General features: G+C 65.7%; 18 protein-coding genes and 1 pseudogene. 7 read left to right on the top strand and 12 right to left on the bottom strand.

Going from position 1 to position 24,327, the window contains the following annotated elements; genetic code table 11:
* Positions 1-26: 26 nt before the first annotated feature.
* On the bottom strand, positions 27-1,223 hold the full coding sequence (locus ACSFBL_RS00095) for a mandelate racemase/muconate lactonizing enzyme family protein (protein ID WP_435513697.1): 1,197 nt from the start codon (positions 1,221-1,223) through the stop codon (positions 27-29).
* A gap of 132 nt (positions 1,224-1,355) precedes the next feature.
* Here ACSFBL_RS00095 and ACSFBL_RS00090 point away from each other — a divergent pair, with 132 nt between their 5' ends.
* The gene (locus ACSFBL_RS00090; protein ID WP_435513696.1) at positions 1,356-2,096 is read left to right on the top strand and encodes a FadR/GntR family transcriptional regulator; all 741 of its coding nucleotides are present in this window, start codon (positions 1,356-1,358) and stop codon (positions 2,094-2,096) included.
* A 122-nt stretch (positions 2,097-2,218) separates the two neighbouring features.
* Here ACSFBL_RS00090 and ACSFBL_RS00085 read toward each other — a convergent pair whose 3' ends face one another.
* The 3 genes from ACSFBL_RS00085 to ACSFBL_RS00075 form a co-directional block, all read right to left on the bottom strand.
* The gene (locus ACSFBL_RS00085; protein ID WP_435513695.1) at positions 2,219-3,775 is read right to left on the bottom strand and encodes a long-chain-fatty-acid--CoA ligase; all 1,557 of its coding nucleotides are present in this window, start codon (positions 3,773-3,775) and stop codon (positions 2,219-2,221) included.
* Positions 3,776-4,383: 608 nt separating this feature from the next.
* Positions 4,384-5,175, bottom strand: a complete 792-nt coding sequence (locus tag ACSFBL_RS00080) for a hydroxyacylglutathione hydrolase (protein ID WP_435513694.1) — start codon at positions 5,173-5,175, stop codon at positions 4,384-4,386.
* Between the two features lie 73 nt (positions 5,176-5,248).
* Complete coding sequence (locus ACSFBL_RS00075) at positions 5,249-5,734, bottom strand: VOC family protein (RefSeq protein WP_435513693.1); 486 nt, start codon at positions 5,732-5,734, stop codon at positions 5,249-5,251.
* Positions 5,735-5,840: 106 nt separating this feature from the next.
* Between ACSFBL_RS00075 and ACSFBL_RS00070 the strand changes: the two genes are divergently transcribed.
* The 4 genes from ACSFBL_RS00070 to ACSFBL_RS00055 are packed head-to-tail and all read left to right on the top strand — an operon-like array spanning position 5,841 to position 7,614.
* A complete protein-coding gene (locus ACSFBL_RS00070) occupies positions 5,841-6,002 on the top strand; it encodes a hypothetical protein (protein ID WP_435513692.1) in 162 nt (53 codons plus the stop codon).
* Positions 5,999-6,256, top strand: a complete 258-nt coding sequence (locus ACSFBL_RS00065) for a helix-turn-helix domain-containing protein (RefSeq protein WP_435513691.1) — start codon at positions 5,999-6,001, stop codon at positions 6,254-6,256. Before ACSFBL_RS00070 ends, ACSFBL_RS00065 begins: the two co-directional genes overlap by 4 nt.
* 3 nt (positions 6,257-6,259) lie before the next feature.
* A complete protein-coding gene (locus ACSFBL_RS00060) occupies positions 6,260-7,327 on the top strand; it encodes a M16 family metallopeptidase (RefSeq protein WP_435513690.1) in 1,068 nt (355 codons plus the stop codon).
* A gap of 41 nt (positions 7,328-7,368) precedes the next feature.
* Complete coding sequence (locus tag ACSFBL_RS00055) at positions 7,369-7,614, top strand: hypothetical protein (RefSeq protein ID WP_435513689.1); 246 nt, start codon at positions 7,369-7,371, stop codon at positions 7,612-7,614.
* A 252-nt stretch (positions 7,615-7,866) separates the two neighbouring features.
* On the opposite strand, the gene ACSFBL_RS00050 is transcribed toward ACSFBL_RS00055, so the two are convergent.
* From ACSFBL_RS00050 to ACSFBL_RS00035, 4 genes are read right to left on the bottom strand one after another with little or no spacing between them, the layout of a single operon-like run.
* Entirely contained in the window at positions 7,867-9,273 is a 1,407-nt protein-coding gene (locus ACSFBL_RS00050; protein WP_435513688.1) for a class II fumarate hydratase, read from the bottom strand.
* A 2-nt stretch (positions 9,274-9,275) separates the two neighbouring features.
* On the bottom strand, positions 9,276-10,250 hold the full coding sequence (locus ACSFBL_RS00045; protein WP_435513687.1) for a tripartite tricarboxylate transporter substrate binding protein BugD: 975 nt from the start codon (positions 10,248-10,250) through the stop codon (positions 9,276-9,278).
* 27 nt (positions 10,251-10,277) lie between these two features.
* Positions 10,278-11,693 carry a cation:dicarboxylate symporter family transporter gene (locus ACSFBL_RS00040; RefSeq protein ID WP_435513686.1) on the bottom strand — a complete coding sequence of 472 codons (1,416 nt, stop codon included), beginning with the start codon at positions 11,691-11,693 and terminating at the stop codon, positions 10,278-10,280.
* Positions 11,694-11,713: 20 nt separating this feature from the next.
* Positions 11,714-13,090, bottom strand: coding sequence for a class-II fumarase/aspartase family protein (locus ACSFBL_RS00035; RefSeq protein ID WP_435513685.1), 1,377 nt, complete (start codon positions 13,088-13,090; stop codon positions 11,714-11,716).
* Positions 13,091-13,191: 101 nt separating this feature from the next.
* On the opposite strand from ACSFBL_RS00035, the gene ACSFBL_RS00030 reads away from it, so the two are divergent.
* Together ACSFBL_RS00030 and ACSFBL_RS00025 are read left to right on the top strand one after the other, a co-directional pair.
* On the top strand, positions 13,192-13,941 hold the full coding sequence (locus ACSFBL_RS00030) for a GntR family transcriptional regulator (RefSeq protein ID WP_435513684.1): 750 nt from the start codon (positions 13,192-13,194) through the stop codon (positions 13,939-13,941).
* 225 nt (positions 13,942-14,166) lie between these two features.
* The gene (locus tag ACSFBL_RS00025) at positions 14,167-14,442 is read left to right on the top strand and encodes a sensor histidine kinase (RefSeq protein WP_435513683.1); all 276 of its coding nucleotides are present in this window, start codon (positions 14,167-14,169) and stop codon (positions 14,440-14,442) included.
* A 57-nt stretch (positions 14,443-14,499) separates the two neighbouring features.
* Here the strand turns inward: ACSFBL_RS00025 and ACSFBL_RS00020 are convergent, their stop codons facing one another.
* The 4 genes and pseudogenes from ACSFBL_RS00020 to ACSFBL_RS00005 form a co-directional block, all read right to left on the bottom strand.
* Complete coding sequence (locus ACSFBL_RS00020) at positions 14,500-21,018, bottom strand: amino acid adenylation domain-containing protein (protein WP_435513682.1); 6,519 nt, start codon at positions 21,016-21,018, stop codon at positions 14,500-14,502.
* A gap of 66 nt (positions 21,019-21,084) precedes the next feature.
* Positions 21,085-23,145, bottom strand: coding sequence for a non-ribosomal peptide synthetase (locus ACSFBL_RS00015; RefSeq protein WP_435513681.1), 2,061 nt, complete (start codon positions 23,143-23,145; stop codon positions 21,085-21,087).
* 274 nt (positions 23,146-23,419) lie between these two features.
* Positions 23,420-23,710: a hypothetical protein gene (locus tag ACSFBL_RS00010; RefSeq protein ID WP_435513680.1), complete on the bottom strand. Its 291-nt coding sequence runs from the start codon at positions 23,708-23,710 to the stop codon at positions 23,420-23,422.
* 130 nt (positions 23,711-23,840) lie between these two features.
* Positions 23,841-24,132 (bottom strand): annotated as a pseudogene (locus ACSFBL_RS00005) (tripartite tricarboxylate transporter substrate-binding protein); the annotation flags it as partial.
* Positions 24,133-24,327 lie beyond the last annotated feature (195 nt).

The raw sequence follows: 24,327 nt of genomic DNA, 5'->3' as shown, positions 1-24,327 counted from the left end.
AGGGCGCGGTCTAGATGCAATGCGCTCTAGCGGCTCTCGCGGACGATGAGGTCCGGGCGCTGCTTGAAGTCGTCCTTGAGACGGGTGCCCAGCCCCGCCGCCACGGTGGGCTGCGCCATGCCCTCGCCGATCACCGGCAGTTCGGTGACGATGTCGCGGTACCAAGTGGCCAGCGTGGCGCGCACGACCTCCTGGTAGATGGCGGTCGGCGCATGCAGCGCCATCTGCAGGCCGGCCATGAGCGTGACCGGGCCGGTGCAATCGTGCGGCGCCAGCGGCCGGTTGTAGGCCTGCGCCAGCGCGGCGATCTTGCGTCCTTCGGTGAAGCCGCCGCACCAGGCCAGGTCCAGCATCACCACGTCGAGCGCGTCGTTGGCGAGCAAGTCGCGGAAAGGGCGCAGACCGCCGAGCGTCTCGCTGCCGCACACCGGCACCCGGGTGCGGCGCCGCAGGTCGGCGAGGCCGGCGACGTCGTCCATCTTGCACAGCGGGTCTTCGACCCAGAACACGTTGTATTCCTCCAGCGCCTGGCAGATGCGCAAGGCCGAGTGGCCACCGAACAGGCTGTGCAACTCGCACATCACCTCGATGCGGTTGCCGACAGCCTCGCGGATGCGGCGGAAGGGCTCCAGGCCCTTTTCCAGGTCGGGAAGACTGATCAGGTGCCCGCCGCTCGCGGGGGCATGAACGTCAAAGGGCCAGATCTTCATGGCCTTGTACCCTTCGTCGAGCAGGCTTTCGGCGAGGGCACCGGCATCGCGCATGAAAGCCACCTGGTCGTCGTAGGGACCCTGCGGCTCATCCTGCGACCCGATGTCGCGGCGCTTGCCGGTGGAGTTGTAGGCGTAGCCCGCGCAGGTGTTGTAGACCGGCACGCTCAGGCGCGCAGCGCCGCCCAGCGCCTCGTGGATGGGCACGCCCTGGCGCTGGCCCGCGAGGTCCCACAGCGCGATGTCGACGGCGCTGGCCGAGCGCACTTCGACGCCCGAGCCGTTGTAGCCCACATACGGCGTGAGCAGGTGGCGGGAAATTCCTTCGATGTGCCTGGCATCACGCCCCAGCAGCCAGGGTGCGAGTTCCTCGTGAAGGCAGGTCTCGACCGAAGCCGCCCCGCGAAAGGTCTCACCCAGTCCGACGAGGCCATCGCTCGTCTCGAGTTCGAGCCAGATCAGGCTCGGCCGGTCTGGCAGCCGATAGGTGCGGAGGCAGCGGATGGTTGACATGATTTACAGCTTTTTATATCTTTGGCGGGATATTCCGAGATTCCATGTTGAAATGTTGCATGAGAGATTCTCTCAAGCTGCATGGCAAGCCAGTTTCATGCTTACCCTGTAAATAGCTGTCATATGGATCAAATGCCCTCCGCCGCCAAGGACCGATCCGCGTACCCCGAATCCAAGGCGCATGCACACCCAGCGACCCCGTTGCTTGGCGACAAGGTTTACGAGGACCTGCTGCAACTGCTCGGCACGCCGGGCTTCGAGCCGCGCGCGCGGCTACCGGGAGAAACCGCGCTGTCCCAGCGGCTGGGCGTGTCCCGTCCGGTGCTGCGCCAGGCGCTGGCGCGGCTTCGCGATGAGGGGCGAATCTCCGTGCGGAAGGGCTCCGGCACGTTCGTCACGGACGCGCTGCCCCAGGCCCGGCCCATTTCGATCAGCACGCTGGAGAACATCGCGGACATCCGCGCCTTCCTGGAGTTTCGTTGCTTCATGGAAGGAGAGGCCGCCGCCCGCGCGGCGTTGATGCACACCACCGATCAGATGCATCACATCCGGCTGTGCCGCGAGCGTTTCGAGCAGGCATTGGCGGAGGGAAGCGATGCCGTGGAAGAAGACGTGGCCTTCCACGATGCCGTGGCCGAGGCCTGCGGCAACCGCTTCTTCAGCATGACGATGACTGCGCTCGCGCCGCAGACCCGTTTCAGCATCGGACTCTCGCGCAGCCTGGCGGGCCGGCCGCAAGGCGAGCGCCGGATGGGTGTGTATCGGGAGCACGCGGCCGTCGAGAACGCCATCGGGCAGCGGGATGCAGACGCCGCCCGGCTGGCCATGGAGTCGCATCTGCGTGGGGGCATCGCGCGGCTGTTCGGCCATTGAGCCGTTCGACGGGCCGCGTCGAAAACCGCCTTCGGGCCGGCCGGGCCTGCTCAGTCTCCGTCGATCGTCGAAATGGCGGTCAAGGCCCGGATCGGCCATTCCGGACGAGCCGTTGACCTGACTCACACAATCTGTCGCTCTCGCCCCGTCCAATAGGACTTGCGCAAATCCTTCTTCAGGACCTTGCCGGTCGGGTTTCGGGGCAGCGCGTCGACGACGTCGACCGTCTTCGGGCATTTGAATGACGCCAGCCGCTCGCGACAGTAGGCCAGAACCTGCTCGATGTCGATGGCGCTACCGGGTTTTGCGACGACCACCGCCTTGGGCACCTCGCCCCACTTGTCATCCGGCACGCCGATCACGGCGACGTCGTCGATGGATGGATGCTCGGCCAGCACGCGTTCGATCTCGGCCGGATAGATGTTCTCGCCACCGCTGATGATCATGTCCTTGATACGGTCGGTGACGTAGAGATAGCCGTCGGCATCCATGTGGCCGCCGTCGCCGGATCGCAGCCAGCCATCCGCCGTGAACGCCGCAGCGGTGGCTTCCGGCTTTCCCCAATAACCGCCCATGCGTTGCTCGCTTCGTACCCAGATCTCCCCAGGGTCGCCGGTCGGAACTGGCTCGTCCGTGCCGGGCTCGCAGATCTTGATCTCGACGCCATGGATCGGCTTGCCCGCCGACACCAGCCGATGGGCCACTGACGGGTCGGTGTGGTCCGCCACCCCGAGCACACTGACCACGCCACATTCCTCCGTCATGCCATAGACCTGCTGCATCACGCCGGGGAAAAGCGCCAGGGAGGCACGCATCACCGGCAGCGGCATCGGCGAAGCCCCGTACGAAAGCGTCTTCAAGGCCGAATAGTCGCGATCGGCTGCGCCGGGCACCTTGCACACCATGGCCATCAGCGCAGGCACCAGGAAGGTATGGGTGATCTTCTCCGCTTCGAGCATCTCCAGCACCGCAGCAGGATCCGGAAGTCGCAGCATGGCGATCCGCGCCCCCTGGCTGATTGCCACCAGCGAGTAGCTGGTTCCGCCGACGTGGTACAGCGGCATCGCCACCTGAACCCTGGCGTCGGGACCCATGTCCTGGTCCACTGAGACATTGCGCGCGTGCGCGAGCATCCCACGATGCGTGAGCATCGCGCCCTTGGGAAAGCCTGTCGTCCCTGAGGTGTACAACTGTACGAAGCAGTCTTCCGGTTGGGCAGGGCGGGCCTCGGCATCGGGCTCTTGGGCCGCGAGCCATGGCTCGTATTCGTCGGCGGGGCCGCCGATGCGGATCACTCGTTCGACGGTCGGCAACTGACTGCGGATCTGTTCGATGGCGCCCGCGAACTCGGGTCCGACGAACAGAAGACGGGCTTTGGCGTCGTTGATCACGTAGACCATCTCGGGTGTCGCGAGCCGGAAGTTGACCACGGCATTGGCCGTCCCGACCTGGGCACAGGCCAACGTCAGTTCCAGGCACGATGGATGGTTGAAGTCGAGCACAGCGATGCGGTCACCGGGGCTCAGCCCTTCCGCACGCTGGGCCGCGGCATTCCGTCGAACGCGCGTGGCCAGTTCAGCCCAGGTCCACTTCGACCCACCGAAGGTGATCGCCACCTCATCGGGTCGTTGCGCCTCCCAGCCGGCAAGGACTGCGGTGAAGTCGGTCAGCGTAGACATGGCATCTCCTCGTGCTTCTTGTAAGTCTGCTGGTCGTCTCGCATCCATGCATGGACGCCAGCAAATGGCGCATCTCGAACTTCCCGTGAGGGGGAGCGGATCCACATGGGAATTCGCACGATCGAGTGGCTGCGGCCGCGCCATTGTGCGAGCCTCCAATTCGCATGGCAATCGGAAGGTACGCGCAGTTCAGCGGGGAGCCGCGGGTCCTTCCGTCAGGGCGCCGAAAGCCTCGTTGGCGTATTTTGCATAACACGCATTGTGTGCTAAGTCTCTGATTTATAAGGATGTTTTTGGTCGAGCTTAATTGATCACCTCAGTTTGCAGCGAAAGATTTCCCCAACATGCTCATAGGGGTGGTCTGGATCGACCCATCGGCCCGAAGAACCGCCTCGGCTCGCGCACGACCCGGGCGGGAGCTCATCTTCCTGCGCGGATTCTTCGAGGATCCGAAGGGGAGTGGAGCGGATGCGCGATTGGATGAAAAGCGACGCCTCAAACACCGTGCTGAGGGGGCAAGGTCCCAATTGGTGCTGAAACTACTGCCAACTGGCGCGGACGAGCACGCGGGCAGCGGCGGAACGAATCGTCGACGGGGACAGCCAGACTCACCACTTGTTGCGCAGCTCGCGAAGCTTGAGGAACACGGTCTTCGGATCCGGGTTCTCGGGCAGGTCGGAAAAGACTTCGCGAAGCGCCGCAATGACGCTCGGGCTGGACAGGCGCAAGAAGGTGTTGATCTCCCTCTCTTCTTGCAGCGTCGTGACGCGGCCACGCGCCGGGTCTTGCCCCGCCACGTCGGGCAACAAGGCCCTGGCGGCCACGTTATCGGGCTCGCGCGCGAGGGTGAAGCGCAGGTTGTTCTCGATGTAGTCGTGACCCGGGTAGACGCGCGTGTCGGCGGGCAGTCTCGCGAGTTGGTCGACGAAGGTGGCGTACAGGTCTTCCGGATTGCCGCCGTTGTGGCAGTTGCCCGCCCCCGCATTAAACAGCGTGTCGCCGGAGAACAGGGCCGGGTTGTCCGTGTGGGAGCGCAGGCAGATGTGGCACATCGTGTGGCCGGGCGTGTCCATGCATTCGAGCTCGACGGTCTTGCCGACCTTGATCACGTCGCCGGCCTCGACGCCTCGATCCACGCCGGAGATGCGAGAGCCCGACTTGTAGTGCGCGATCACCTTGGCGCCGGTCGCTGCGACGACGGCCGCATTGCCGCCGGTGTGATCGTGGTGCTCGTGCGTGTTGAGGATCTGCGTGATCTCCCAGCGCTTGGCCTTGGCGGCGGCCAGGCACTTCTGGTGGTCCAGCGGATCGATGGCGAGCGCCTCGCCACTCTCGGGGCAAACGATCAGGTAGTTGAAGTTGCGGTATGCATTGCCGGTCCAGATGCGCTCGACGATCATGAGTGGCTCCAGGTGCCAGGGGTCGAGCGGGAAGCATAACGCCCGCGCCTCAGGCACGCATCGGCTGAGCGACTCACCTGTTCGCCTTGGCGGCCGTCCAACGCTGCAGCGCGTCGCGCGCGCCATTGGTCGCCGGGTCCATCAAGGCATCGTGGCCGGCACGCTTGGCGCACAACTCGATCACGTAGCCGTTGGGATCGCGGAAGTAGATGGAGTCGATGAAGCCGTGGTTCGACACACCGCGCGTCTCGATGCCCTTCGACTTGCCCTTTGGCAACATGTCGGCCAGCACCGGCGCATCGACCTCCAGGGCGATGTGCAGATCGAAGTCATGCTGGGGCTTAAAGTCGAAGGGCATGTCGGGCGCCTCGAAGAAGGCCAGGTGCGAGCCGTCATCGAGCCGATAGAAGGTATGCAGCACGTGGGTTGCGCGGCCGGTCTTGGTCTCGCGGATCTCCAGGGAGCCGACCAGGGGCAGGCCCAGGAAGTTCTCATAGAAGGCGCGAGTCTCTTCGGAATCGCGGCAGCGGTAGGCGTTGTGGTGCAGTTTGCGGATCATGGCAAGCGCTCCTAGGGTCTGGGCTTCTCGTCGGCGGAAACCTGCGGAAGAGGGCAGACACGATGAGCTTTGGGCCCGCCACCTACAAGAGGGTCAACCCGGCTCATTGAACCTGATTGGCGAACTCGATGCCGCGACGAGCGGCGTCGAGGTGTTCCGAAAGCTCGGCGAGTACATGGCAGCGCCCGAAGAGAAAGGCATCGACAAGGCACCCCGCCGCTGGGTCACAGTTCGGGGCAAGGTGCGGGCAGCGACAATGCCCTCATGACCAAAGGCAAGCGCATCTCGGCAGACATCGGTGGTGACGCCCTGCACTCGATTCGGGAATTGGGAGCGGCGGCCAGACTCGCCCGGACGACGGCCGGGGAGGGGCAGGCCGCAGCAGCCGCGCGCCCGGGCGTGCATATCCAAACCATCGGGCGCATCGAAGCGGGGGAGCCCGGCGTTGCTGTCGGGCACGTGCTGGGTTTGCTCGCGCTCTACGGCATCGGTGTGAGACTGCAGCAGCCGGAGGACCGTTGAGCCATGGACTTGCTGTCGACAGAGCCCACCACCATCGCCCTTCGCACGCTTGCGAACGGGGTGCGGCTGCTCGCCGTTCCCATGCCCCACGTGCAGAGCGTCAGTGTGGGCGTGTTCCTGCGCGTTGGCTCCCGTGATGAAACCCCGGTCACGAACGGCATCGGCCATGTCCTTGAGCACATGGCGTTCAAGGGGACCGCCACCCGTTCCGTGCGGGCCATCAACCTGGACGCGGAGCGGCTGGGCGCGGACGTCAATGCGTTCACCGGCAAGGACACCACCGGCTACTTCATGACCGGCTTGGGCCGGCACGCGGAGCATCTGTTGCGCATGACGGCCGACATCGTCCTGAACAGCACGTTTCCCGAAGACGAACTTCAGCGGGAGCTGGAGGTGATCCGCCAGGAAGCCATCGAATACGAGGAGGACCCGGAGGAAGCTTCCAGCGAGCTGCTTGACCGCGCCGTCTGGGGCGACGACCCTATGGGCATGCCGGTGATCGGCACTGTCGGGAACATTGAAGGCTTTACCCGGCAGGAACTGGTGCGGCATGTCCAGTCCCACCACGTCGCGGAAAACACCGTCGTCGCGGCGGCCGGGAACTTCGATGTCGAAGCCTGGCTGGCGCTCGCCGGCGAACTCTTCTACGCGATGCCCTCGGCCCCGCTGCCCGGGCCGCTGCCGCCAAAGCCCGCGAAGTACATGGGGCTCGCCGTGGCCCGGCGATTTCCACAGGTGTCTCAGGTCTTCCTGAACATCGCCTACCCACTATCGCCTGTGCGGGACGATGAAATCTCGCAGCAGCGCTGGCGCCTTGCGGCGTCGGTGGCCGCCAACCTGTTTGGAGGCGGGATGTCGGCGCCCCTGGTCGACAGAATCCGGGAGCAGCTCGGCTTGACCTACACGGCGCATTCCACGATGGACACCGGGGACGTCTGGGCCAACTTCGTAATTCATGCGGTCACGACCCCGGACAAGCTCGACGCGCTGGTGTCGTCGACGGCCGGCTTGCTGCGTCAGCAGGCCACGACTATCGATCCGGTGACCTGGAGCGGGCGAAGAACCAACTGATCGTGTCGCGTGTGCATGCCGGAGAACGGACCTACGCGGCGATGGAGCAGGCCGTCGAGGAGCTCTTTGCCAGCGCAACCGTGACGCCGATAGCCGGTGCGATTGCGGTGATCGAGGACATCTGTGCAGCAGAGGTGCAGGCTGTCTTCGAGCGAATGCTGGGCAACATTCCGTCGGTGGCGATTGCCGGCAAGGGCGCTAACGCACGAACGGCGAGACAGTTGGCAGCGCGCCTCGCTGCCGGTAGCTGCGGATCGGCCGTGGTCAAACACACCTCTCGGGACTGATTGCGGCCAAGCCCGAGATCTGGGGCTTGGGCAACGGAGCAGGGCGCTGTGAATGACCGCAGACCGCCGGATTGCTGTCCGCCGCTTCGGCCTGCTCGGGCGTCCGCTGTCGCTGCTGCGCAGCGGTCGTACGACTGTGCCTGCCGTGGGGGCAGGGAGGGCCGAGTCCTCATCTTCTGCGCAGCACGCTGAGCGACCGCGATGCTCTCAAGAGCGCACATTGCGGGCTTGAGCACGACGCGCCAGGTGCGGCTAGCGTCTATGGGCCAACCTTGCGGCATCCACAATCCTGTCGTACATCGCCTCGTCGACAAGCCCAAGTTGCAAAGCCGCGGCGCGCGGTGTGATTCCCTGCTCAAGCGCCACGGCGGTGATACGCGCCACCTGGTCATACCCAAGGTGCGGATTGAGCGCCGTCACCAGGAGCAACGCGTTCTCGACGTTGCCGGCGAGGCGCACGGGGTCCACCTCGATGCCGCGCACCAGCCGCCGGGCGAACACGCTCGACGCATCGGCGATCACGCGGATCGATTGCAGCAGATTGGCAATCAGCACGGGCTTGGCGACGTTCAGCTCGAAATTGCCCGACGCGTTCGCCATGGAGATCGTTGCGTGGTTGCCGACGACCTGCATGCAGGCCTGCGCCAGCACTTCCGCGATGGTCGGGTTGCGCTTACCCGGCATCATCGAACTCGTGAGGCCGTCATCCGGGATCTTCAATTCGCCCAGTCCGCAGCGCGGGCCCGACCCGAGCCAGCGCACATCGTTGGCGATCTTGAGCAACGACGTCGCCAGCACGTTCAGCGCGCCCGACACTTCGACCAGCGCGTCGTGCGCGGCCATGCCCTCGAACTTCGATGCGTTGGGCGAGAAGCCGTGACCCGTCAGTGCGCTGATCTCCTCACAAAAGTACACATCAAATTCCGGTGGCGCGTTCAGGCCCGTGCCGGCCGCGGTCCCGCCTTGCGGCAGCGACAGAAGTCGCGGCATGGTGGCGTCGATCCGGTCGATCCCGTGCGCGACCTGGCGGGCGAAGGTGTCGAAGGTCTGCCCCATCGTCATCGGCACGGCGTCCATCAGGTGCGTCCGCGCAATCTTCATGACATCGGCAAAGGCATCCGCGCGTTCCCGCAGACCGTCGCGCAGCAGCGCGAGCGAAGGCTTCAACCGGTTGTCCAACTCCAGCACCGTGACGAGGTGCATCACGGTCGGGAAGCTGTCGTTGGACGATTGCGAGGCGTTGACGTGATCGTTGGGATGCACGGGCGACTTCGTACCCAGGGGCTGCCCCATCATCTCGTTGGCGCGGTTCGAGATCACCTCGTTCGCGTTCATGTTCGTCTGCGTGCCCGAGCCGGTCTGCCAGATGGTGAGCGGAAAGTGCGCGTCGAAGCGGCCGTCGCGCACCTCGCCGGCGGCCGCCACGATCGGTTCCGCCAGCTCGGCCGAGAGCGCACCGGAACGCTGGTTCGCGCGTGCCGCTGCCATCTTCTGCAGCCCGAAAGCCCGGATCAGGCAGACCGGAAATTGCTCCTCGCCCACCTCGAAGACGCCGAGCGCGCGCTGCGTCTGCGCGCCCCAATAGCGGTCAGCGGGAATCTCGACCGGTCCGAAGGCGTCATGCTCGATGCGTGATGCATCGGTGCGTAAGGCGTCCATGTTCAATCCAGCGAGATGTTGGTCTTCGCGGCGACTGTCTTCCAGCGTGCGACTTCGGCTTCAGTGTGCTTGCCGAGCGCCGCGCCTGTGTACTGCTCGGCGGGCAGCATCTGGATCGCCTGCACGGCCATCTTGTCGGTGAAAGCCTTGTCGGTCATGACCTTCAGGTACGCCGCCTGTACCTTGTCCAGCACTGGCTGCGGCGTGCCCTTGGGCGCATAGATGCCGTACCAGGTGGAAGCCTCGAAGTTTGGCAGCACGGTTTCCGACAAGGTCGGTACATCCTTGAGCTGCGGGAGCCGGACCTTCGAAGTCACGGCCAGCGGGCGCACCTTGCCTTCCCTGATCTGCGGCAGCGCCGTGTTCGTCTGGTCGAAGATCCCGTCCACCTGCCCGCCGATCACGTCGATCAGTGCCGGCCCGGCCCCTTTGTACGGGACCTGGGAGACCTTGATGCCTGCGGACGAAGCGAACAGCGCGGCGATCAGGTGCGAGCTGGAGCCGACGCCCGCGTTGCTGATGAACAGCTTGTCCGGATGGGCCTTGCCGAAATCGACCAGCGCCTTGATGTCCTTCGCCGGATGCTCGTTGCGGACCATCAGCACCAGCGGCGTATCCGGGAAACGGAACACCGGCGCGAAGTCCTTGACCGGGTCGTAGCCGAGCTTCTTGTACAAGGCGGGCGCTGCGCCCATATAGCCCATGTGGCCGACCAGCATGGTGTAGCCGTCAGGCGCGGCGCGCGCGGCCTTGGCGGCACCGACCGTGCCGCCCGCACCGGGCGTGTTGTCGATGACGATCGGCTGCCCCAGTTCGCGCGCCACCCGCTCTGCGATGCTGCGTGCGAGTGCATCGGTCGGGCCACCGGCGGCGAAGGGAACGATCCAGGTGACCGGCTTCGCCGGGTAGGCCTGGGCGAACGCGCCGCCCGCCACGAATGCCAACGCGAGAGCGCTCAGTTTCCAGTTCGACTTCATGATGCGATTCCTCGGTGTTGGATGGGGTCAGCGCGCAGGGGCCGGTACATGCATGTCGATGCCGGCGGGATGGGGATTGGTGTCCTTCATGTCTTCCGGCAGCAGGTTGCCGTCGGCCAGTTGCGCGTCGGCCGCAGCGATGTCCGGGTAGCGCTCGGGATACAGGTGGCGCGCGGCGACTTTGGGATCGAAGGTGCCCGACCACTTCGCGACGACCACGACTGCGACGCTGTTGCCGATGGTGTTGCAGGTCGCGATCGCCATCGACAGGAAGCGGTAGACGCCGAAGATGACCGCCAGCCCTTCGACCGGAAGGATGCCCGTCGAGGTCACGGTGGCCGCGAACACCACGAACGATCCACCCGACACCGTGGCGGCGCCCTTGGAGGTCAGCAGCATCAGCAGCAAGATGCCGATCTGGTGGTCGATCGAAAGCGGAACGCCGTACGCATGCGAGATGAACATCACGCCCATCGCCATGAAGATCGACGTGCCGTCGAGGTTGAACGCATAGCCGGTCGGCAGCACCAGGCCGACCGTCTGCTTCGCGCAGCCCAGGCGCTCCAGCTTGATCAGGAGGCGCGGCAGGGCGCTTTCCGATGAAGCCGTGCCCAGCACGATCAGGATCTCGTCCTTGATGTAGCGCAGGAAGCGCCAGAGGCTGAAGCCCGCGAATTTCGCGATCAGGCCAAGGACCACCGCGATGAAGACCGCGATGACGGCGTAGAAGCTCAGCACGAGTTGCGCGAGCGCCACCAGCACTGCGGAACCGTTGCTGCCGACCGAATAGGCCACCGCGCCGAAGGTGCCGATGGGCGCCAGCTTCATCACGAGGTTGATGAACGAGAAGAGCACTTCGGAGATGTAGTCGAGGCCGCCGTTGATCTTCTCGCGCCGGCCTTCCGGGATGGCGAGGATGCCGATGCCCACCATGACGGCCAGCACCACGACCTGCAGGAGCTCGCCCTTGGCGAACGCGCCGACGAAGTTGTCCGGGACGATGTGCGCCATGAACTCGAGGAAGCCCTGCGGCGCCGCCGCCTTCGCTACGGGGGCGACCGCACCGCCGCCGGCGACCGTCGTCATTCCCTTGCCGATGCCCAGCAGGTTGCCCGCCAACAGGCCCACGCAGAGCGCGATCGTCGAGATCACTTCGAAGTAGACGATGGAGCGCCAGCCGACGCGCCCGGCGCTCTTGACGTCACCTGCCGAGGCGATGCCATGCACGATGGTGAGAAACACCAGCGGCGCGACACCCGCCTTGATGAGCGACAGGAACATGTCGCCGAGCAGCTTGAGCTGCGATGCGAACTTCGGGAAGGCGAAGCCGACCAGGATGCCCAGGATAAGCGAGACCAGCACCTGCATGCCCAGCTTGCGATACCAGGGCAGCTTCTTCGTCGGGGCCAGCGCGCTCGGCTCGATGGTGGATATGGTTGTCATGTCGTTTCTCTCCCGGCGCCTCAGGCGCTGACTTCAGCAGACAGCGCCAGCGCACGGTCCACCATCTGCGGCGCCAGGCCGAGGTAGTTGGCGGGGTCGGTGAGGCGGTCGATGGTGGCGCGGTCGAAGTGCTTCGTGACTTCCGGCAGGGCCGCCAGGGCTTCGGCCAAGGTGCCGCCCTTCTCGTTCACGGTGCGACAGGCGTCGTAGACCACGTCGTGCGCCTGCTGGCGGCCGATGTGCGGGGCCATGCCCATCATCACGGCCTCGGCCACGATCAAGCCCTTGGTGATGCCGAGGTTGTGCGCCATGCGGGCCTCGTCGACGATCAGTCCGCCGAGCGCGAACTTGGCCTGATGGAGCGCGCCCGAGGTGAGGATGAAGCTCTCCGGGATCGCGATCCATTCGGCATGCCACGGACCGGTGGCGCGCTCGAAGTCCTGCACCATCGCATCGACCATCAGCCCGGCGTGCTGGCGCACTGCCTTGGAAGCCGCCAGCATCAGCTCGCTGGAGATCGGATTGCGCTTCTGCGGCATCGTGCTCGATGCGCCGCGGCCCTTGACGAAAGGCTCGTAGACCTCGGCGAACTCGGTCGACGCCATGATCATGATGTCCAGTGCGATCTTGCCGAGCGAGCCGGTGACGAGCGCCAGCAGGTTCACGGCTTCGGCAAAGCCGTCGCGCGCCACGTGCCAGGTCGTGGCGGGCACACCCAGCTTAAGCTCGGCGGCCATCGCCTTCTGGACGGCGAAGCCCTTGTCGCCGAGCGATGCCAGCGTGCCCGCGGCGCCGGCGAACTCGACCACCGCCACACGCGGACGCAGTTCGGCGAGGCGCTGCTGGTGCCGGTCGAACATCGCGAGCCAGATCGCCACCTTGTAGCCGAAAGTCACCGGCAACGCCTGCTGCAGATGGGTGCGGCCGGCCATCGGCGTGTCGCGGTGCCTGCGGGCCAGCGAGGCGAGGATGCCGCGCAGTTCGCGAATGTCGCCGTCGATGCTGTCGAGCGCGTCGCGCACCTGGAGCGCGACGGCCGTGTCCATGATGTCTTGCGTCGTCGCACCCCAATGGACGTAGCGGCCGGCATCGCCGCACATCGCGACGAGCTGGTGAACCAGCGGCAGGATCGGGTAGCCGACGATGTCGGTCTCTTCACGCATGTGATCGAAGTCGATACGCTCGATCTTCGAATCGCGTGCAATCACCTCGGCCGCATCCGCGGGAATCACGCCGACCCGGGCTTCGGCCTTGGCCAGCGCGACCTCGACATCGATGTAGCGCTGGATCAGCGCGCCATCGGAGAAGATCTGCCGCATCTTCTGCGTGCCGAAGGCGTCGCGGAAGAGGATGGAATCAACGACGGTACTGGCCATGGGAAACGAAGGAGTCGACATGAATGCCTCTTGAAGTGGGAAGAGATGAACGCTAATATGTCCGAACATATCGACTCTAATATGTTCGGACATAATCACAATCCCGGGTTTACCCTTAAGACATGAACGCCATCCTCGAACCGGCTCCGCAGAAGGCCAACTTCGCGAACATCGCCCGCCACCTGACCGAAGCCATCACATCGGGCCACTTCGGCGTCGGCGCGCTGCTACCGACCGAACTCGAGCTGTGCAAGCACTACGGCACCAGCAGGCACACCGTGCGGGCGGCCCTGGCTGAACTGCAGCAGCTCGGACTGGTGTCGCGGCGCAAGAATGTGGGCACGCGCGTCGTTTCGGCGAAGCCGAGGGCGGGCTTTCGTCCCTCGCTGGCATCCGTGGACGACCTGGTCCAGTTCGGCGAGGAGCATCTGCGCATGGTGCAGTCGATCGCGCCCGAGACGGTGACGGGCGACCTGGCAAAGGAACTGGGGTGCGGGGACGGAACGTCCTGGCTGCGCATCTCCACCCTGCGCATGGTCGGCGACGAAAGTGCCCTGCCCATCGGCTGGACCGACGTGTACATCGACCCCGGCTTCGCCGAGATCGGCGACCTCGTGCAGGCGTCGCCGGATGCATTGATCAGCACACTGATCGAGGAACGCTACGGCCGCCAGATCGCAGAGATCCAACAAGATGTGAGGGCATTCACGATCACCGACATCAACCTGGCCGAGAAGCTCCACGTCGAGCCTGGGGCCTCGGCGTTGAAGATCGTGCGGCGCTACATCGATGTCGACGACGCGCTGTTTGAGGCGTCGGTCTCGGTGCATCCCGCGGACAGATTTTCAGTTTCCATGCGCCTGCGCAGATAAGGGCAGATTTTCCTCGGCATCTGTCGGACCGGAAGTCCGTTTTCGCCACAAGGCAACATTCAGGTCAAGCGAAGAGAGATCCGTTAGTGGCCGACACCGCCACTCCAGGGTGGTCCAGGAAGCTGCCGCTCGGTTCGGCCGCAGGGTAGGCCCGGGGAGGCGGACATCGACCGAGCTCTGCGATCGGCCGCATGCGCGACCGCGTCGGCGTCCACGGCGATCGAGGTGCAAGGCGATCCGCTTCAGTTGCGGACACTCGTCAACAACCTCGTACGCAATGCGTTGCGCTACTGCCCAGCCGGCGCTCGCGTCGATGTGATGGCCGAGATGCACGGAGGCGTTCCGACCCTGCGCGTGATCGACAACGGCCCGGGCATCGATCCCGCGGAGATCGGCGCCATCTTCGCGCCATCGCCGAACGACACGGCGCCACGGTGGACTGCGCCCGGGCGAGGATGGATCGGGACTCGACGTCCGGGTGAGTTTCGCTGCCCGCCTTGACGGTCGCCGCCCCGCGGGGTGATGTCAGGAGCATGTGCGTGACGGTGCATTGCACGATCACGACTTGAACAGGCGTCTGAACCATCCCATGGACTGCTTCGTCGGCTCCGCCTCCGGATTTGGCTTTTGCTCGCTCAACTCGACGCCGCCCGCCAGTTGGCCCAGCGTTTCGAAGATCATCCTTCGGGCTTCCAGCCGGACGCCGCCGGCGCGATGGAACGCGATGGCGACGCGGCTGGCCTGCAGCGAGTCGCCGCCGAGGTCGAAGAAGTTGTCGCGGCGTGCGATCGTGTCGGTCTCCATCCCGAGAATCTCGCCCCAGATGCGGGCAAGGGCCATCTCCGCGGGCGTGGACGGGGCGTTGCCGGCGCCCAGGCTTCCGCGCGCTTCGATGCGCGGTGCGGGCAATGCGTGCCGGTTGATCTTTCCGTTGGGCAACAGCGGCATGGCATCCAGCACCACGTAGTGCTGGGGCAGCATGTAGTCGGGCAGGCTGACGCGCAGGTGGTCCTTGAACTCCGCTCCACCTTCCGCGCCATCGCGCAGGACGAGATAGGCCACCAGGCGGGCATCGCCGGGACGATCCTCGCGCGCGACGACCAGGCTCTGGGACACATCGGGATGCGCCTGCAGGCACGATTCGATTTCACCCAGCTCGATGCGATGGCCCCGTACTTTCACCTGGAAGTCGAGTCGTCCCTGATGCTCGAGCAGGCCATCGTGGCGCCAGCGCCCCCGGTCTCCCGTCCGGTAGAGACGCGCCTGCGGATCGTTGCTGAAGGGGTCGGGAATGAAGCGCTCGGCGGTCAGTTCGGGGCGGTTCAGGTACCCCGAGGTGACGCCGTCGCCGCCGATGAAGATCTCGCCGGAGACGCCGGCGGGGCTACGTCTTCCCTGGGCGTCAAGCACGTGCACGCGGGTGTTCGCGATCGGGCGGCCGATCGAGATGGTCTGCGGTTCCGGCGGCACCTTCCAGCAGGTCGACCAGACGGTCGTTTCCGTGGGGCCGTAGAGGTTCCAGACCTCACCGGCCCGCGTCGAAAGCTGCCGGGCCATGTCCGGGCCGAGGCTCTCGCCGCCGACCAGGGCCTTGAAGGACGGCGAACCCGTCCAGCCGGCGTCGATCAGCATGCGCCAGGTTGCGGGCGTTGCCTGCATGACCGTCGCGCCGGCCCGGTCGACCAGCGACCGCAGCGCCTCGCCATCGACGGTCTGCTCGCGACTCGCGAGCACCACGGTCGCGCCGGCCAGCAACGGCAGCAACAGTTCGAGCACCGCGATGTCGAAGCTCAGCGTGGTCACCGCGACGAGCACATCTTTCTGGCCGAGCCCGGGTTCTCGCAGCATCGAGAGCAGGAAATTCACCACCGCCCGATGCGGCACCACGACGCCCTTCGGCTTGCCGGTGGAGCCCGAGGTGTAGATCACGTAGGCCGCGTCGCCGGGCCGCGCATCGCATTCAGCATCCGGCGGCAGGGCGGTGGCGGGCTGGTCCATCAGTTCCGCCTGGGCCCGATCCAGCAGCAGGGTCGGCAGGGCGAGGTCGTGCCACAGGCTGGCAAGACCCTGCTCGGTCACCATAAGCGTCAATGCCGCGTCGAGCGCCATGTCGTGCAGGCGTTGCAGCGGGTAGGCCGGGTCCAGGGGCACGTAGGCGCCGCCTGCACGCAGGATGGCCAGTTGCGCCACCACCATCGCCGGCGTGCGCTGCACGCAGAGGCCGACCAGGCATCCTCGCCGGACGCCGCGGGCGCGCAGCAAAAGGGCCAGGCGGTCCACGCGCAACCAGAGTTCGCGGTAGTCCAGCACCTTGCCCGGCATCTGCACGACGGCCGTGCCCGACGCCCCGCGCTGCGGCTCCAGAAGGCCATGGACCGTGAGATCGCGTGGAAAAGGGGTGTCGGTCTGGTTCCACGCGGCCAGCCGTGCGAGCTCTTCCGGGCTGGCTGCCGCGTGTTCATGCAGGGGGCGTTCCGGCTGCTGGATGAAGCGCTCCAGCAGATGCATGTAGTTGTCCAGCATTGCCTGCGCGGTCGCGGGCGCGAAGAGCTCGGTCGAGTACGCGAGCGACAGCGAATGCTCGACCTCGGTGTCGATCGTCAACGAGAGATCGAACTGCGTGGCGTGCAGGTTCAAGGGCACGGAGTCCACCGCGAGGCCGTCGAACTGCGGGATCGTCCGGGGCGTGTTCACCACGTTGAACATCACGCGCACTTCGGGCGCCCTCGCACCGGATTCCTGCTGCCGCAGCCGGTCCATCAGATAGTCGAACGGGATGTCCTGATGGGTGAAGGCCGACAGGCAGGTTTCGCGCACCTGCTGCGCGAGCTCGGCGAAGCTCTGCGCCGGCCGGACCTGGCTGCGCAAGGCCAGCGTGTTCACGAGCGAACCGACCACTTCCTCGGACTCGATGCGCATGCGCCCTGCGATGGGGGTCCCGACCACGATGTCCTCCTGGCCGCAATAGCGTGCCAGCAGGGCCTGGAACGTGGCCAGCAAGGTCATGAAGGGCGTCAGGCCGAGCGCGCCGCTGAAGCGCTGGATCCCGGCGAGCCATCCCTCGGGAAACTGCCGTCGGACGCGGTCGCCCCGGCTGCTGAGCCGCTGCGCCACCGCGGTGTCCGGGCTCAGGTTCAACGGGCTCATGCCGGCGAGTTGCCCCAGCCAGTAGTGCGTCTGCTGCGCGAGCATCTGGTCGTCGATGTGCTGGCGCTGCCAGCTTGCATAGTCGGCGAAATCGAGCGCACGAGGTGGCATCGGCGCGGCATGCCCCCGCCGCCGGGCCGCGTACAGATTCTCGAGCTCGCGCAGAAGCACGCCCCACGACCAGTCGTCGCCGATGATGTGGTGCATCACGAGCACGAGGACATGGTCCTGCGCGTCGAGGCGCACGAGGATGAAGCGATGCAGGGGACCGGCGGCCAGGTCGAAGGGCTCGGCCGCGACGTGCGCCGCCTGTCGGTGGAATTCACCCTCCCGCTCGGGCGCAGGCATCGGCGAGAGGTCGATTTCGATCAGGCGCGCCGCGTGCACCTCGCCGATGAGGACCCTGGGCTCGGTGTCTCCGAACTCGAAGGTCGAGCGGAACGCCTCGTGCCTTGCCACCAGGTCGTCCAGCGCAGCGCGCAGTGCGGACGTGTCCAGCGGCCCGCGCAGACGCATCGTGTCCCGCATGTTGTAGGCGGCGCCCTGGGGGTCCATCTGATTCAGCACCCACATGCGCCGTTGCGAGAACGACACCGGCATTGGCCCTGTTCGCGGCACCGCCTCGATGCGTGCCATCTGCGCCGCTCCGCCCGCGTCACGATCCGACGCCAGGGTGCCGACCTTCCGGGCAAGTTCCTCGATCGTCGGGTGCTCGAAGATCTCGCGCAAGGGCAGTTCGACCCGGACGGTCGAACGGATGCGCGAGACGATCTGCATGGCCAGCAATGAATGGCCGCCGAGGTCGAAGAAGTTGGCGCGCACGCCGAAGCCCGACTTGCCGAGCACGGCACTCCAGATGTCCAGCAGCGTGGATTCGATCGGGGATCGTGGCGCGAGCGGATGGAGCGCCGAAACGTCGCTGGCCGGGTCCGGGAGCCGTCCGCGATCGAGTTTTCCGTTGGCAAGCCGCGGCAGGTCCGGCAGGAACACGAACGCGCCCGGGATCATGTAGTCGGGCAGTCGCGCCTTCAGGGCCGAGCGCAGGGACGCTGCATCCCCCGGCCCGTTCAGGACCACGTAGGCAACCAGTTCCTTCAGGCCCGGACCGAGGTCCCGCAACAGCACCGCACCCATCCGCACCGGGTCGCAGGCGGCAAGTGCGGATTCGATCTCCCCGAGCTCGATCCGAAAGCCTCGCAGCTTGACCTGGTCGTCGTTGCGCCCGATGAATTCCACCACGCCGTCGTGCAGCCAGCGCGCCGTGTCGCCCGTTCGATACAGCGTCTCGCCAGGCCGGAAGGGATTGGGCAGGAAGCGTTCGGCGCTGAGCGCCGGTCGGTTCTGGTAGCCGCGGGCCACGCCGAGCCCCCCGACGTGCAACTCGCCGGCGACGTTGACGGGCTGCGGCTCCCCTTGCGCATCGAGCACGTAGAGCTGCACGTTGGCAATCGGCCGGCCGATGGGCACGATCGGGCGGTCCGGCAACTGTGCACCGATTTCATACCACGCACTGTCCACGGTCGCTTCAGTGGGCCCGTAGAAGTTGCCGAGCCTGACACCCGGCAATTTTTGCCGGAACGCCAGCGCGAGCGCCCGGTCCATGGCTTCGCCGCCACTCAAAACATAGCGAAGGCTCGGACAGCCGGGCGAAGCCAACGCGTCGAGCATCACGCGCAACTCGGAGGGGACGAACTGGACGACGCTGATGGCGTTGTCGCGAATCGCCGCGGGCAGCAGTTGCATGTCCTCGTGCACATCGGGCTGCGCCATGACGAGCGTCGCGCCGCGACACAGCGGCGAAAGAAACTCCCAGAGCGACGCATCGAAGCTGATCGATGTCTTCTGCAGCACGCGGTCGCCGGCGCTCAGGCTCAATGCGTCGTTCATCCACAGCACGTGGTTGCTCAGGCCGCGGTGCATCAGTTGCGCGGCCTTGGGCGTGCCGGTCGATCCCGAGGTGTAGATCAGGTAGGCCAGATGGTTCCCGCGTACCGGGTCCGGCAGATCGGCCACCGAGTCGATCGGCATCGGGCCGCCGTCGTCCGCGAGCACGAGGTGCTTCGTCGTCGGTGATGCAGCGGTTTCCCTCAAGCGCGCCACGAGCGTCGACTGCGCGATCACCACCGCCGGCTTCGAGTCCTCCAGCATCGCGTGCAGCCGATCGACCGGGTGGCCGGGGTCCAGTGGCAGCAAGACGCCTCCCGCCTTGAAGATGCCCAGCAGCGCGACCGCCAGGCCCGTGCAGCGCTTCATGCAGAGGCCGACGACCACCTCCGGCTCGACGCCCAGCGTGCGCAGCTCGTGCGCGAGACGATCCGACAGGAGATCGAGTTCGCGATAGCTCGTGCTGCGGGACTCGAACTGCAACGCCAGCGCTTCGGGCGTCGCCCGCGCCTGTGCGCGAAAGAGGGCGTGCACAGGCAACTCGGGTGGAACGGTGGCGACCACCTGCTGGTTCCATTCGACCAGCATCCGGTGCCGCTCCTTCGCATCCATCAGCGGCAGGCGATCCAGCGCCCTGTCCGGCGCGTCGACGATCGCCGTCAGGAGCGCGATGAAGTGCGCGCCCATCTGCGCGATGGTGCGATCCTCGAACAGGTCGGTGCGGTATTCGAAGAGCGCCTCGAATCCGCCCTCTGACTCCACGATGACCAGGGAGAGGTCGAACTTGGAAGTCTCGGCACGGATTGCCAACGGCTCGCTGGCCAGGCCATCCAGTTCGAGATTGCGATGAGGGAAGTTCTCCAGCGCGAACGACACCTGGTAGAGCGGATTGCGGCTGGCATCGCGATCCGGGTTCAACTCGGCCACCAGGCGGTCGAAAGGCATGTCCTGGTGAGCCAGTGCCTCCAGCGTGGTCTGGCGCACGCCCTTCAACGACTCGATGAAACCCGACTCGCTTTCCAGATGATTGCGCATGACGACGGTGTTGGCGATATAGCCCACCATGTCGCGCAGGCGGGCATCGTGGCGTGCCGCCAGGGGGACGCCGACAGCGATATCGGTCTGGCCTGTGTAGCGCATCAGGAGCACGTTGAAGGCCGCGAGCAGGCCCATGAAGGGCGTGGCGTCGTGCTTCGCCACCAGGGTCCTCCATGCAGCGACGAGCGCGGGCTCGATACGCAGCGCCAGTGTCCTTCCGGCATGGGCCGTCTGCGACGGCCGGGGTTTGTCTGTCGGGAGGTTCAGGGTCTGCAGTTCGCGCAGGTGGTCGCGCCAGTAGGCGGCCTGTGCCTGAAGACCGTCGCGCTCGAAGCGCTGACGTTGCCAGATGACGTAGTCGGCGAAGACCAACGGCGGCGCAACCCTGTCGACGTCTTCTGCGCGGCCTGAGTAGAACTCGGCAAGTTCGCGCCGAATGACACTCATCGACCGGCCATCGGCCACGATGTGATGCACCACCAGCACCAGGACGTGATCGTCCGGCGCAAGTCGATACAACTCGGCCCGCAGCAACGGGGCGCTCGAAAGATCGAAGGGGCGGGCGATGCTGTCTGCGATGCGCTCTCGAAGTGCATCGTCCGTGGCCGCCTCGACTTGCACGCATTGCAACCTGAAGCGTTGCAGTGCCACGGACACCGGAACGAACTTCTGCACGGGCGCATGCGCCGCCGCGTGAAACTCCGCCCGAAGGCTGTCGTGACGTGCGAGCAAACGTTGCAGGCTGCGCTCCAGCAGTTCGACGTTCAGAGGGCCGCGATAGCGCGTCGCCGAATGAATGTTGTACGAGGCACCCCCTTTGACCATCTGGTCCAGGAACCACAGTCCCTCCTGTGGAAACGACAGGGGCACGCCCTCGGCGGCGTCGAAGGCCGTGGGCAGCCCTGCTTGCGCGCGTTGTTGAAGCTTGCGCGCCAGGATGCGTCGTCTTGCTTCGGGGCTGGTGGGGATCGAAGGTTCTGAGGTGGTGGCGTCGGAGGATGCATCCATCGTTTGTTCTGTCCGGTATGTCTCTTTGTATGTCTCTTGCTTGCAGACGGGCGCTCAGGTACTTGTTCAACCTCCAAGCAGGTCGGTTCCGAGCAGGCGCGCGACCTCTTCATCGCTGAGGGCATCCAGCTCGGAATCGAACGATGCACTGAGCGCGTCGGCTTCGTCGATGGCGACTTGTAATGCGGCGGCAAAAGTCGTGACTGTGGGATAGGCCAGGAGGGCCGATCCGGGCAGGTCCAGGCCCCACGTTTCATTCACTTCGAGCACGAGACGCGCCGCCGACAGGGAGTCACCCCCGATCGCGAGAAAATTGGCATCGAACGTCACCGCCGGCTGACCCAGGATGCGCGAGAACATCGCGGCGATCTGCGATTGCAGCGGCGTCAATGGCACAGAGACGGTCTCTGCGGCGAGAAGCGCAGCCATCTGGTGCGCGAGGTTCCGGCGCTGGACCTTGCCGCCAGCGCCTTGGGGGATGCGGTCGACGACGTGGATGCACGCCGGGATCTTGAACTCCGCAATGACGCCGAAGAGGCTCGAACGGAGGCGTTGACCATCCGCTGTGCTGTCCGGAGCGCGCACGACGACCGCGTGCACGTCTTCGCCCAGCGTCGGATGCGCTGCCGGATAGGCCACCGCTTGCGCCACGCCTGGCAGGCGCATGAGTGCCTGCTCGACTTCGAAGGGCGAGATCTTCTCGCCGCCTCGATTGATCATTTCTTTGCTGCGCCCGGCCAGGAACAGGTAGCCGTCATCATCGAACCAGCCCAGGTCTCCGGTGAGAAACCAGCCGTGTTGAAAGGCTTCGGCGCTGGCCTCGGGTGCGTCCTCGTAGCCGTTGAACCCTGCGGGCCCGCGCGCGACCACGGCGCCTGTCCGCCCTGTGGGCAGCGCATGACCCTCCTCATCGATCACACGAAGTTCGGCGCCGACCGGGCGGCCGACAGACCCGGCCTTTTGCACGCCTGGTGGCAACGGATTGCTCGCCAGCTGGGTGGCCGTCTCGGTCATGCCATAGGACTGGATGACAGGCACTCCCCACATTTCCTCCATGCGTCGCTGCAGCTCCGGGGTCAGCATCGAGGAGGCCGATCGGATCAGCCGGAGACCGTGTGCCAATGGCGCCGCTCGGTCGTGTGCCAGCTGCTCGACAGCAGCGTGGTGGATGGTGGGAGAGGCGGTGTACCAGGTGGGGCGGTATTCCTGCACCCAGCGCGGGAACTCCGCAGCATCGAAAGTCGGCAGGCACACGACAGATGAGCCGGCGGCGAGCGGGCTCAGCAGTCCGCCGATCAAACCATGGCTGTGATAGACGGGCATCACGCACAGCGCACGATCGTCGGGTTTCAGGTCGAGGTGTTGCGCGATATGGAGCGCGGAACACACGAGCTGCCGCTGGTTGAGCGGCACGCGCTTGGGCGTTCCGGTGGTGCCGGACGTGAAGAGGACGAGCGCGGTATCGGTGGGGGCGGGCCAGGGCGCATCGATCTCCGCGCTTGCCCTGGAGGGGCCGTGGAGCCACTGTTGCATGTCGAAAGCCAGCGCGGCCATTCCGAGTCCCTGCGCGAGCCGCACCGGCAGGGGATCGTCCCGCAGCCCCATCACGGCATCGGCCCGGGAGCCCTTGAGCAGTTCGAGCAGTTCGACCTCGGCCAGCCCAGTGTGCAGCGGAATGCAAACGGCCCCGCATGCGATCACCACACAGGAGATGGCCAGTTCAACGCCTGGCGGCATGAGCACGGCAATGCGTGCGGCGGGTCCAAGGCTTCGGGATGCCAGCCACGGCCGGGCGCCCTGCGCCATCGCGAACAATTGCGCATAGCTGACCGGCCGCGCGCACGCGTCCAGCAGGGCGATCGCCGCTGGCTTTTGCGCTGCGTGGTGCGCGAGTTGTTCCGCGAGGGTCGAGGCTTCGAAGGCAGGCAAGACATTCCTTTCTCTGCACCGAGCGACGCTGATTGCCGTGGTGATGAGAAGGCTCGTTCGATTTGCTTCTGATGCTTTTGATCGTACGCTGCCAGATTCGCGCAAACGGTAGCGATTAATACCTACTGATAAACGCCGCTTGCGAAAATGGCTCGCCGATGCGTTGCTGTTTTCCGTGGCCCTGCATCTCTTTGCCATCAGCGTGATGAGTTGGTGATGGCGCGAAAACTTGACGGCAGCAATGCTGAGCGGGGGAGCAAACGCGGCCCCTCCGCCTAGCGTACGCGCCGCGGGCGTCGGACGCGGGCTCGCTTCAGTCGGTTCTGAGGTGCTCGCGGCGCCTGAATGACCGCACTCGACGTCACAGCGTGAGTTCGTCGGCGGCAGGAAAGGCCAGCCGGATTGCAGCGCGTGCGACGCAGCAACGCAGAGCACAGGTCGGCAACGCGTGCAGCATTGGAAGGCCGCTGATTCAGACCCTTGGAGGATCCGTGTCACGCATCGGATGCCGATGCTTTGCGAGCGCCGCGTGAAAGCCGTCGATGGTGGCGTCCGTCTCACCGGCTGCGCCCGACACCAAGCCCGGGTCCGGTTCGCCACCTGGCAGAATCGATGGAATTGAGTTGGCCACGATCAGCTTGTGCGCCGGTCGCAGGCCTACCGCCGGCGCATTGAGCACGCCAACACCACCGCCAAGTACCACGAGAACGGCGACATTGGACAGCGGCCCGAACTGCCCAATCGACGCCATCAACGGCAACATGGTGGGTAGGCGGCGACGCCGGAGCCGTTCCCACAGCTCGTGCGTACGGCGAGGGAGCAATGCCTCTGATGGTCCTTCGCCGACAAGACGCGCTCTCAGTCCACTGTTGCGCCCGACTCCTTCACGTGCCGATCTCGGTCTGCAACCGCGCCACCACATCCTTCGGCGTGCCCGCCGGCGCGAGCACGCCATACCAGGGCGTCGAGCCAAAGCCCTTGATGGTTTCGCCGATGGTGGGCACATCGGGCAGCGCCGAGACGCGCTTCTCGTTCATCACGCCCAGTACCTTGACGGCGCCGGACTTGATGAATGAGATCGACGAAGGCAGGCTGGCTCTGCACCGACACCTGCATCTGACCGGCCACGAGATCCGTCATGGCTGCGGACGCGCCCTTGTAGGGCACGTGCATCAACTGGATGCCCAGTACTGCCGGACTGAGCCTGCTCGCCGGGCCCTCCTTAGTGTTGTGAGTTAGAAGTTCGTTGAACTATTGGCGAAGATCGTGGTCAGTCGTGTACCGTGTGTACTCGACGAGGCTGCAATGAGCGGACGACCCAAGGCGCAACTGGTGCTGAGTGAGACCGAACGTGATGAGCTTGAGGCTCTGACGCTGCGG

Source organism: Variovorax glacialis (genome assembly GCF_051216375.1).
GTDB lineage: Bacteria > Pseudomonadota > Gammaproteobacteria > Burkholderiales > Burkholderiaceae_C > Variovorax.
Note: the sequence above shows the minus strand (reverse complement) of the source record. Positions and strands in the feature narration are given on the sequence as shown.

What these genes read in the sequence shown, in the direction of transcription:
- ACSFBL_RS00075 (WP_435513693.1), bottom strand. Translation starts at nt 5,734, where the DNA reads ATGATCCGCAAACTGCACCACAACGCCTACCGCTGCCGCGATTCCGAA.
- ACSFBL_RS00040 (WP_435513686.1), bottom strand. Translation starts at nt 11,693, where the DNA reads ATGACAACCATATCCACCATCGAGCCGAGCGCGCTGGCCCCGACGAAG.
- ACSFBL_RS00060 (WP_435513690.1), top strand. Translation starts at nt 6,260, where the DNA reads ATGGACTTGCTGTCGACAGAGCCCACCACCATCGCCCTTCGCACGCTT.
- ACSFBL_RS00090 (WP_435513696.1), top strand. Translation starts at nt 1,356, where the DNA reads ATGCCCTCCGCCGCCAAGGACCGATCCGCGTACCCCGAATCCAAGGCG.
- ACSFBL_RS00080 (WP_435513694.1), bottom strand. Translation starts at nt 5,175, where the DNA reads ATGATCGTCGAGCGCATCTGGACCGGCAATGCATACCGCAACTTCAAC.
- ACSFBL_RS00055 (WP_435513689.1), top strand. Translation starts at nt 7,369, where the DNA reads ATGGAGCAGGCCGTCGAGGAGCTCTTTGCCAGCGCAACCGTGACGCCG.
- ACSFBL_RS00095 (WP_435513697.1), bottom strand. Translation starts at nt 1,223, where the DNA reads ATGTCAACCATCCGCTGCCTCCGCACCTATCGGCTGCCAGACCGGCCG.
- ACSFBL_RS00045 (WP_435513687.1), bottom strand. Translation starts at nt 10,250, where the DNA reads ATGAAGTCGAACTGGAAACTGAGCGCTCTCGCGTTGGCATTCGTGGCG.
- ACSFBL_RS00065 (WP_435513691.1), top strand. Translation starts at nt 5,999, where the DNA reads ATGACCAAAGGCAAGCGCATCTCGGCAGACATCGGTGGTGACGCCCTG.
- ACSFBL_RS00015 (WP_435513681.1), bottom strand. Translation starts at nt 23,145, where the DNA reads ATGGCAAAGAGATGCAGGGCCACGGAAAACAGCAACGCATCGGCGAGC.
- ACSFBL_RS00085 (WP_435513695.1), bottom strand. Translation starts at nt 3,775, where the DNA reads ATGTCTACGCTGACCGACTTCACCGCAGTCCTTGCCGGCTGGGAGGCG.
- ACSFBL_RS00020 (WP_435513682.1), bottom strand. Translation starts at nt 21,018, where the DNA reads ATGGATGCATCCTCCGACGCCACCACCTCAGAACCTTCGATCCCCACC.
- ACSFBL_RS00050 (WP_435513688.1), bottom strand. Translation starts at nt 9,273, where the DNA reads ATGGACGCCTTACGCACCGATGCATCACGCATCGAGCATGACGCCTTC.
- ACSFBL_RS00010 (WP_435513680.1), bottom strand. Translation starts at nt 23,710, where the DNA reads ATGTTGCCGTTGATGGCGTCGATTGGGCAGTTCGGGCCGCTGTCCAAT.
- ACSFBL_RS00030 (WP_435513684.1), top strand. Translation starts at nt 13,192, where the DNA reads ATGAACGCCATCCTCGAACCGGCTCCGCAGAAGGCCAACTTCGCGAAC.
- ACSFBL_RS00035 (WP_435513685.1), bottom strand. Translation starts at nt 13,090, where the DNA reads ATGTCGACTCCTTCGTTTCCCATGGCCAGTACCGTCGTTGATTCCATC.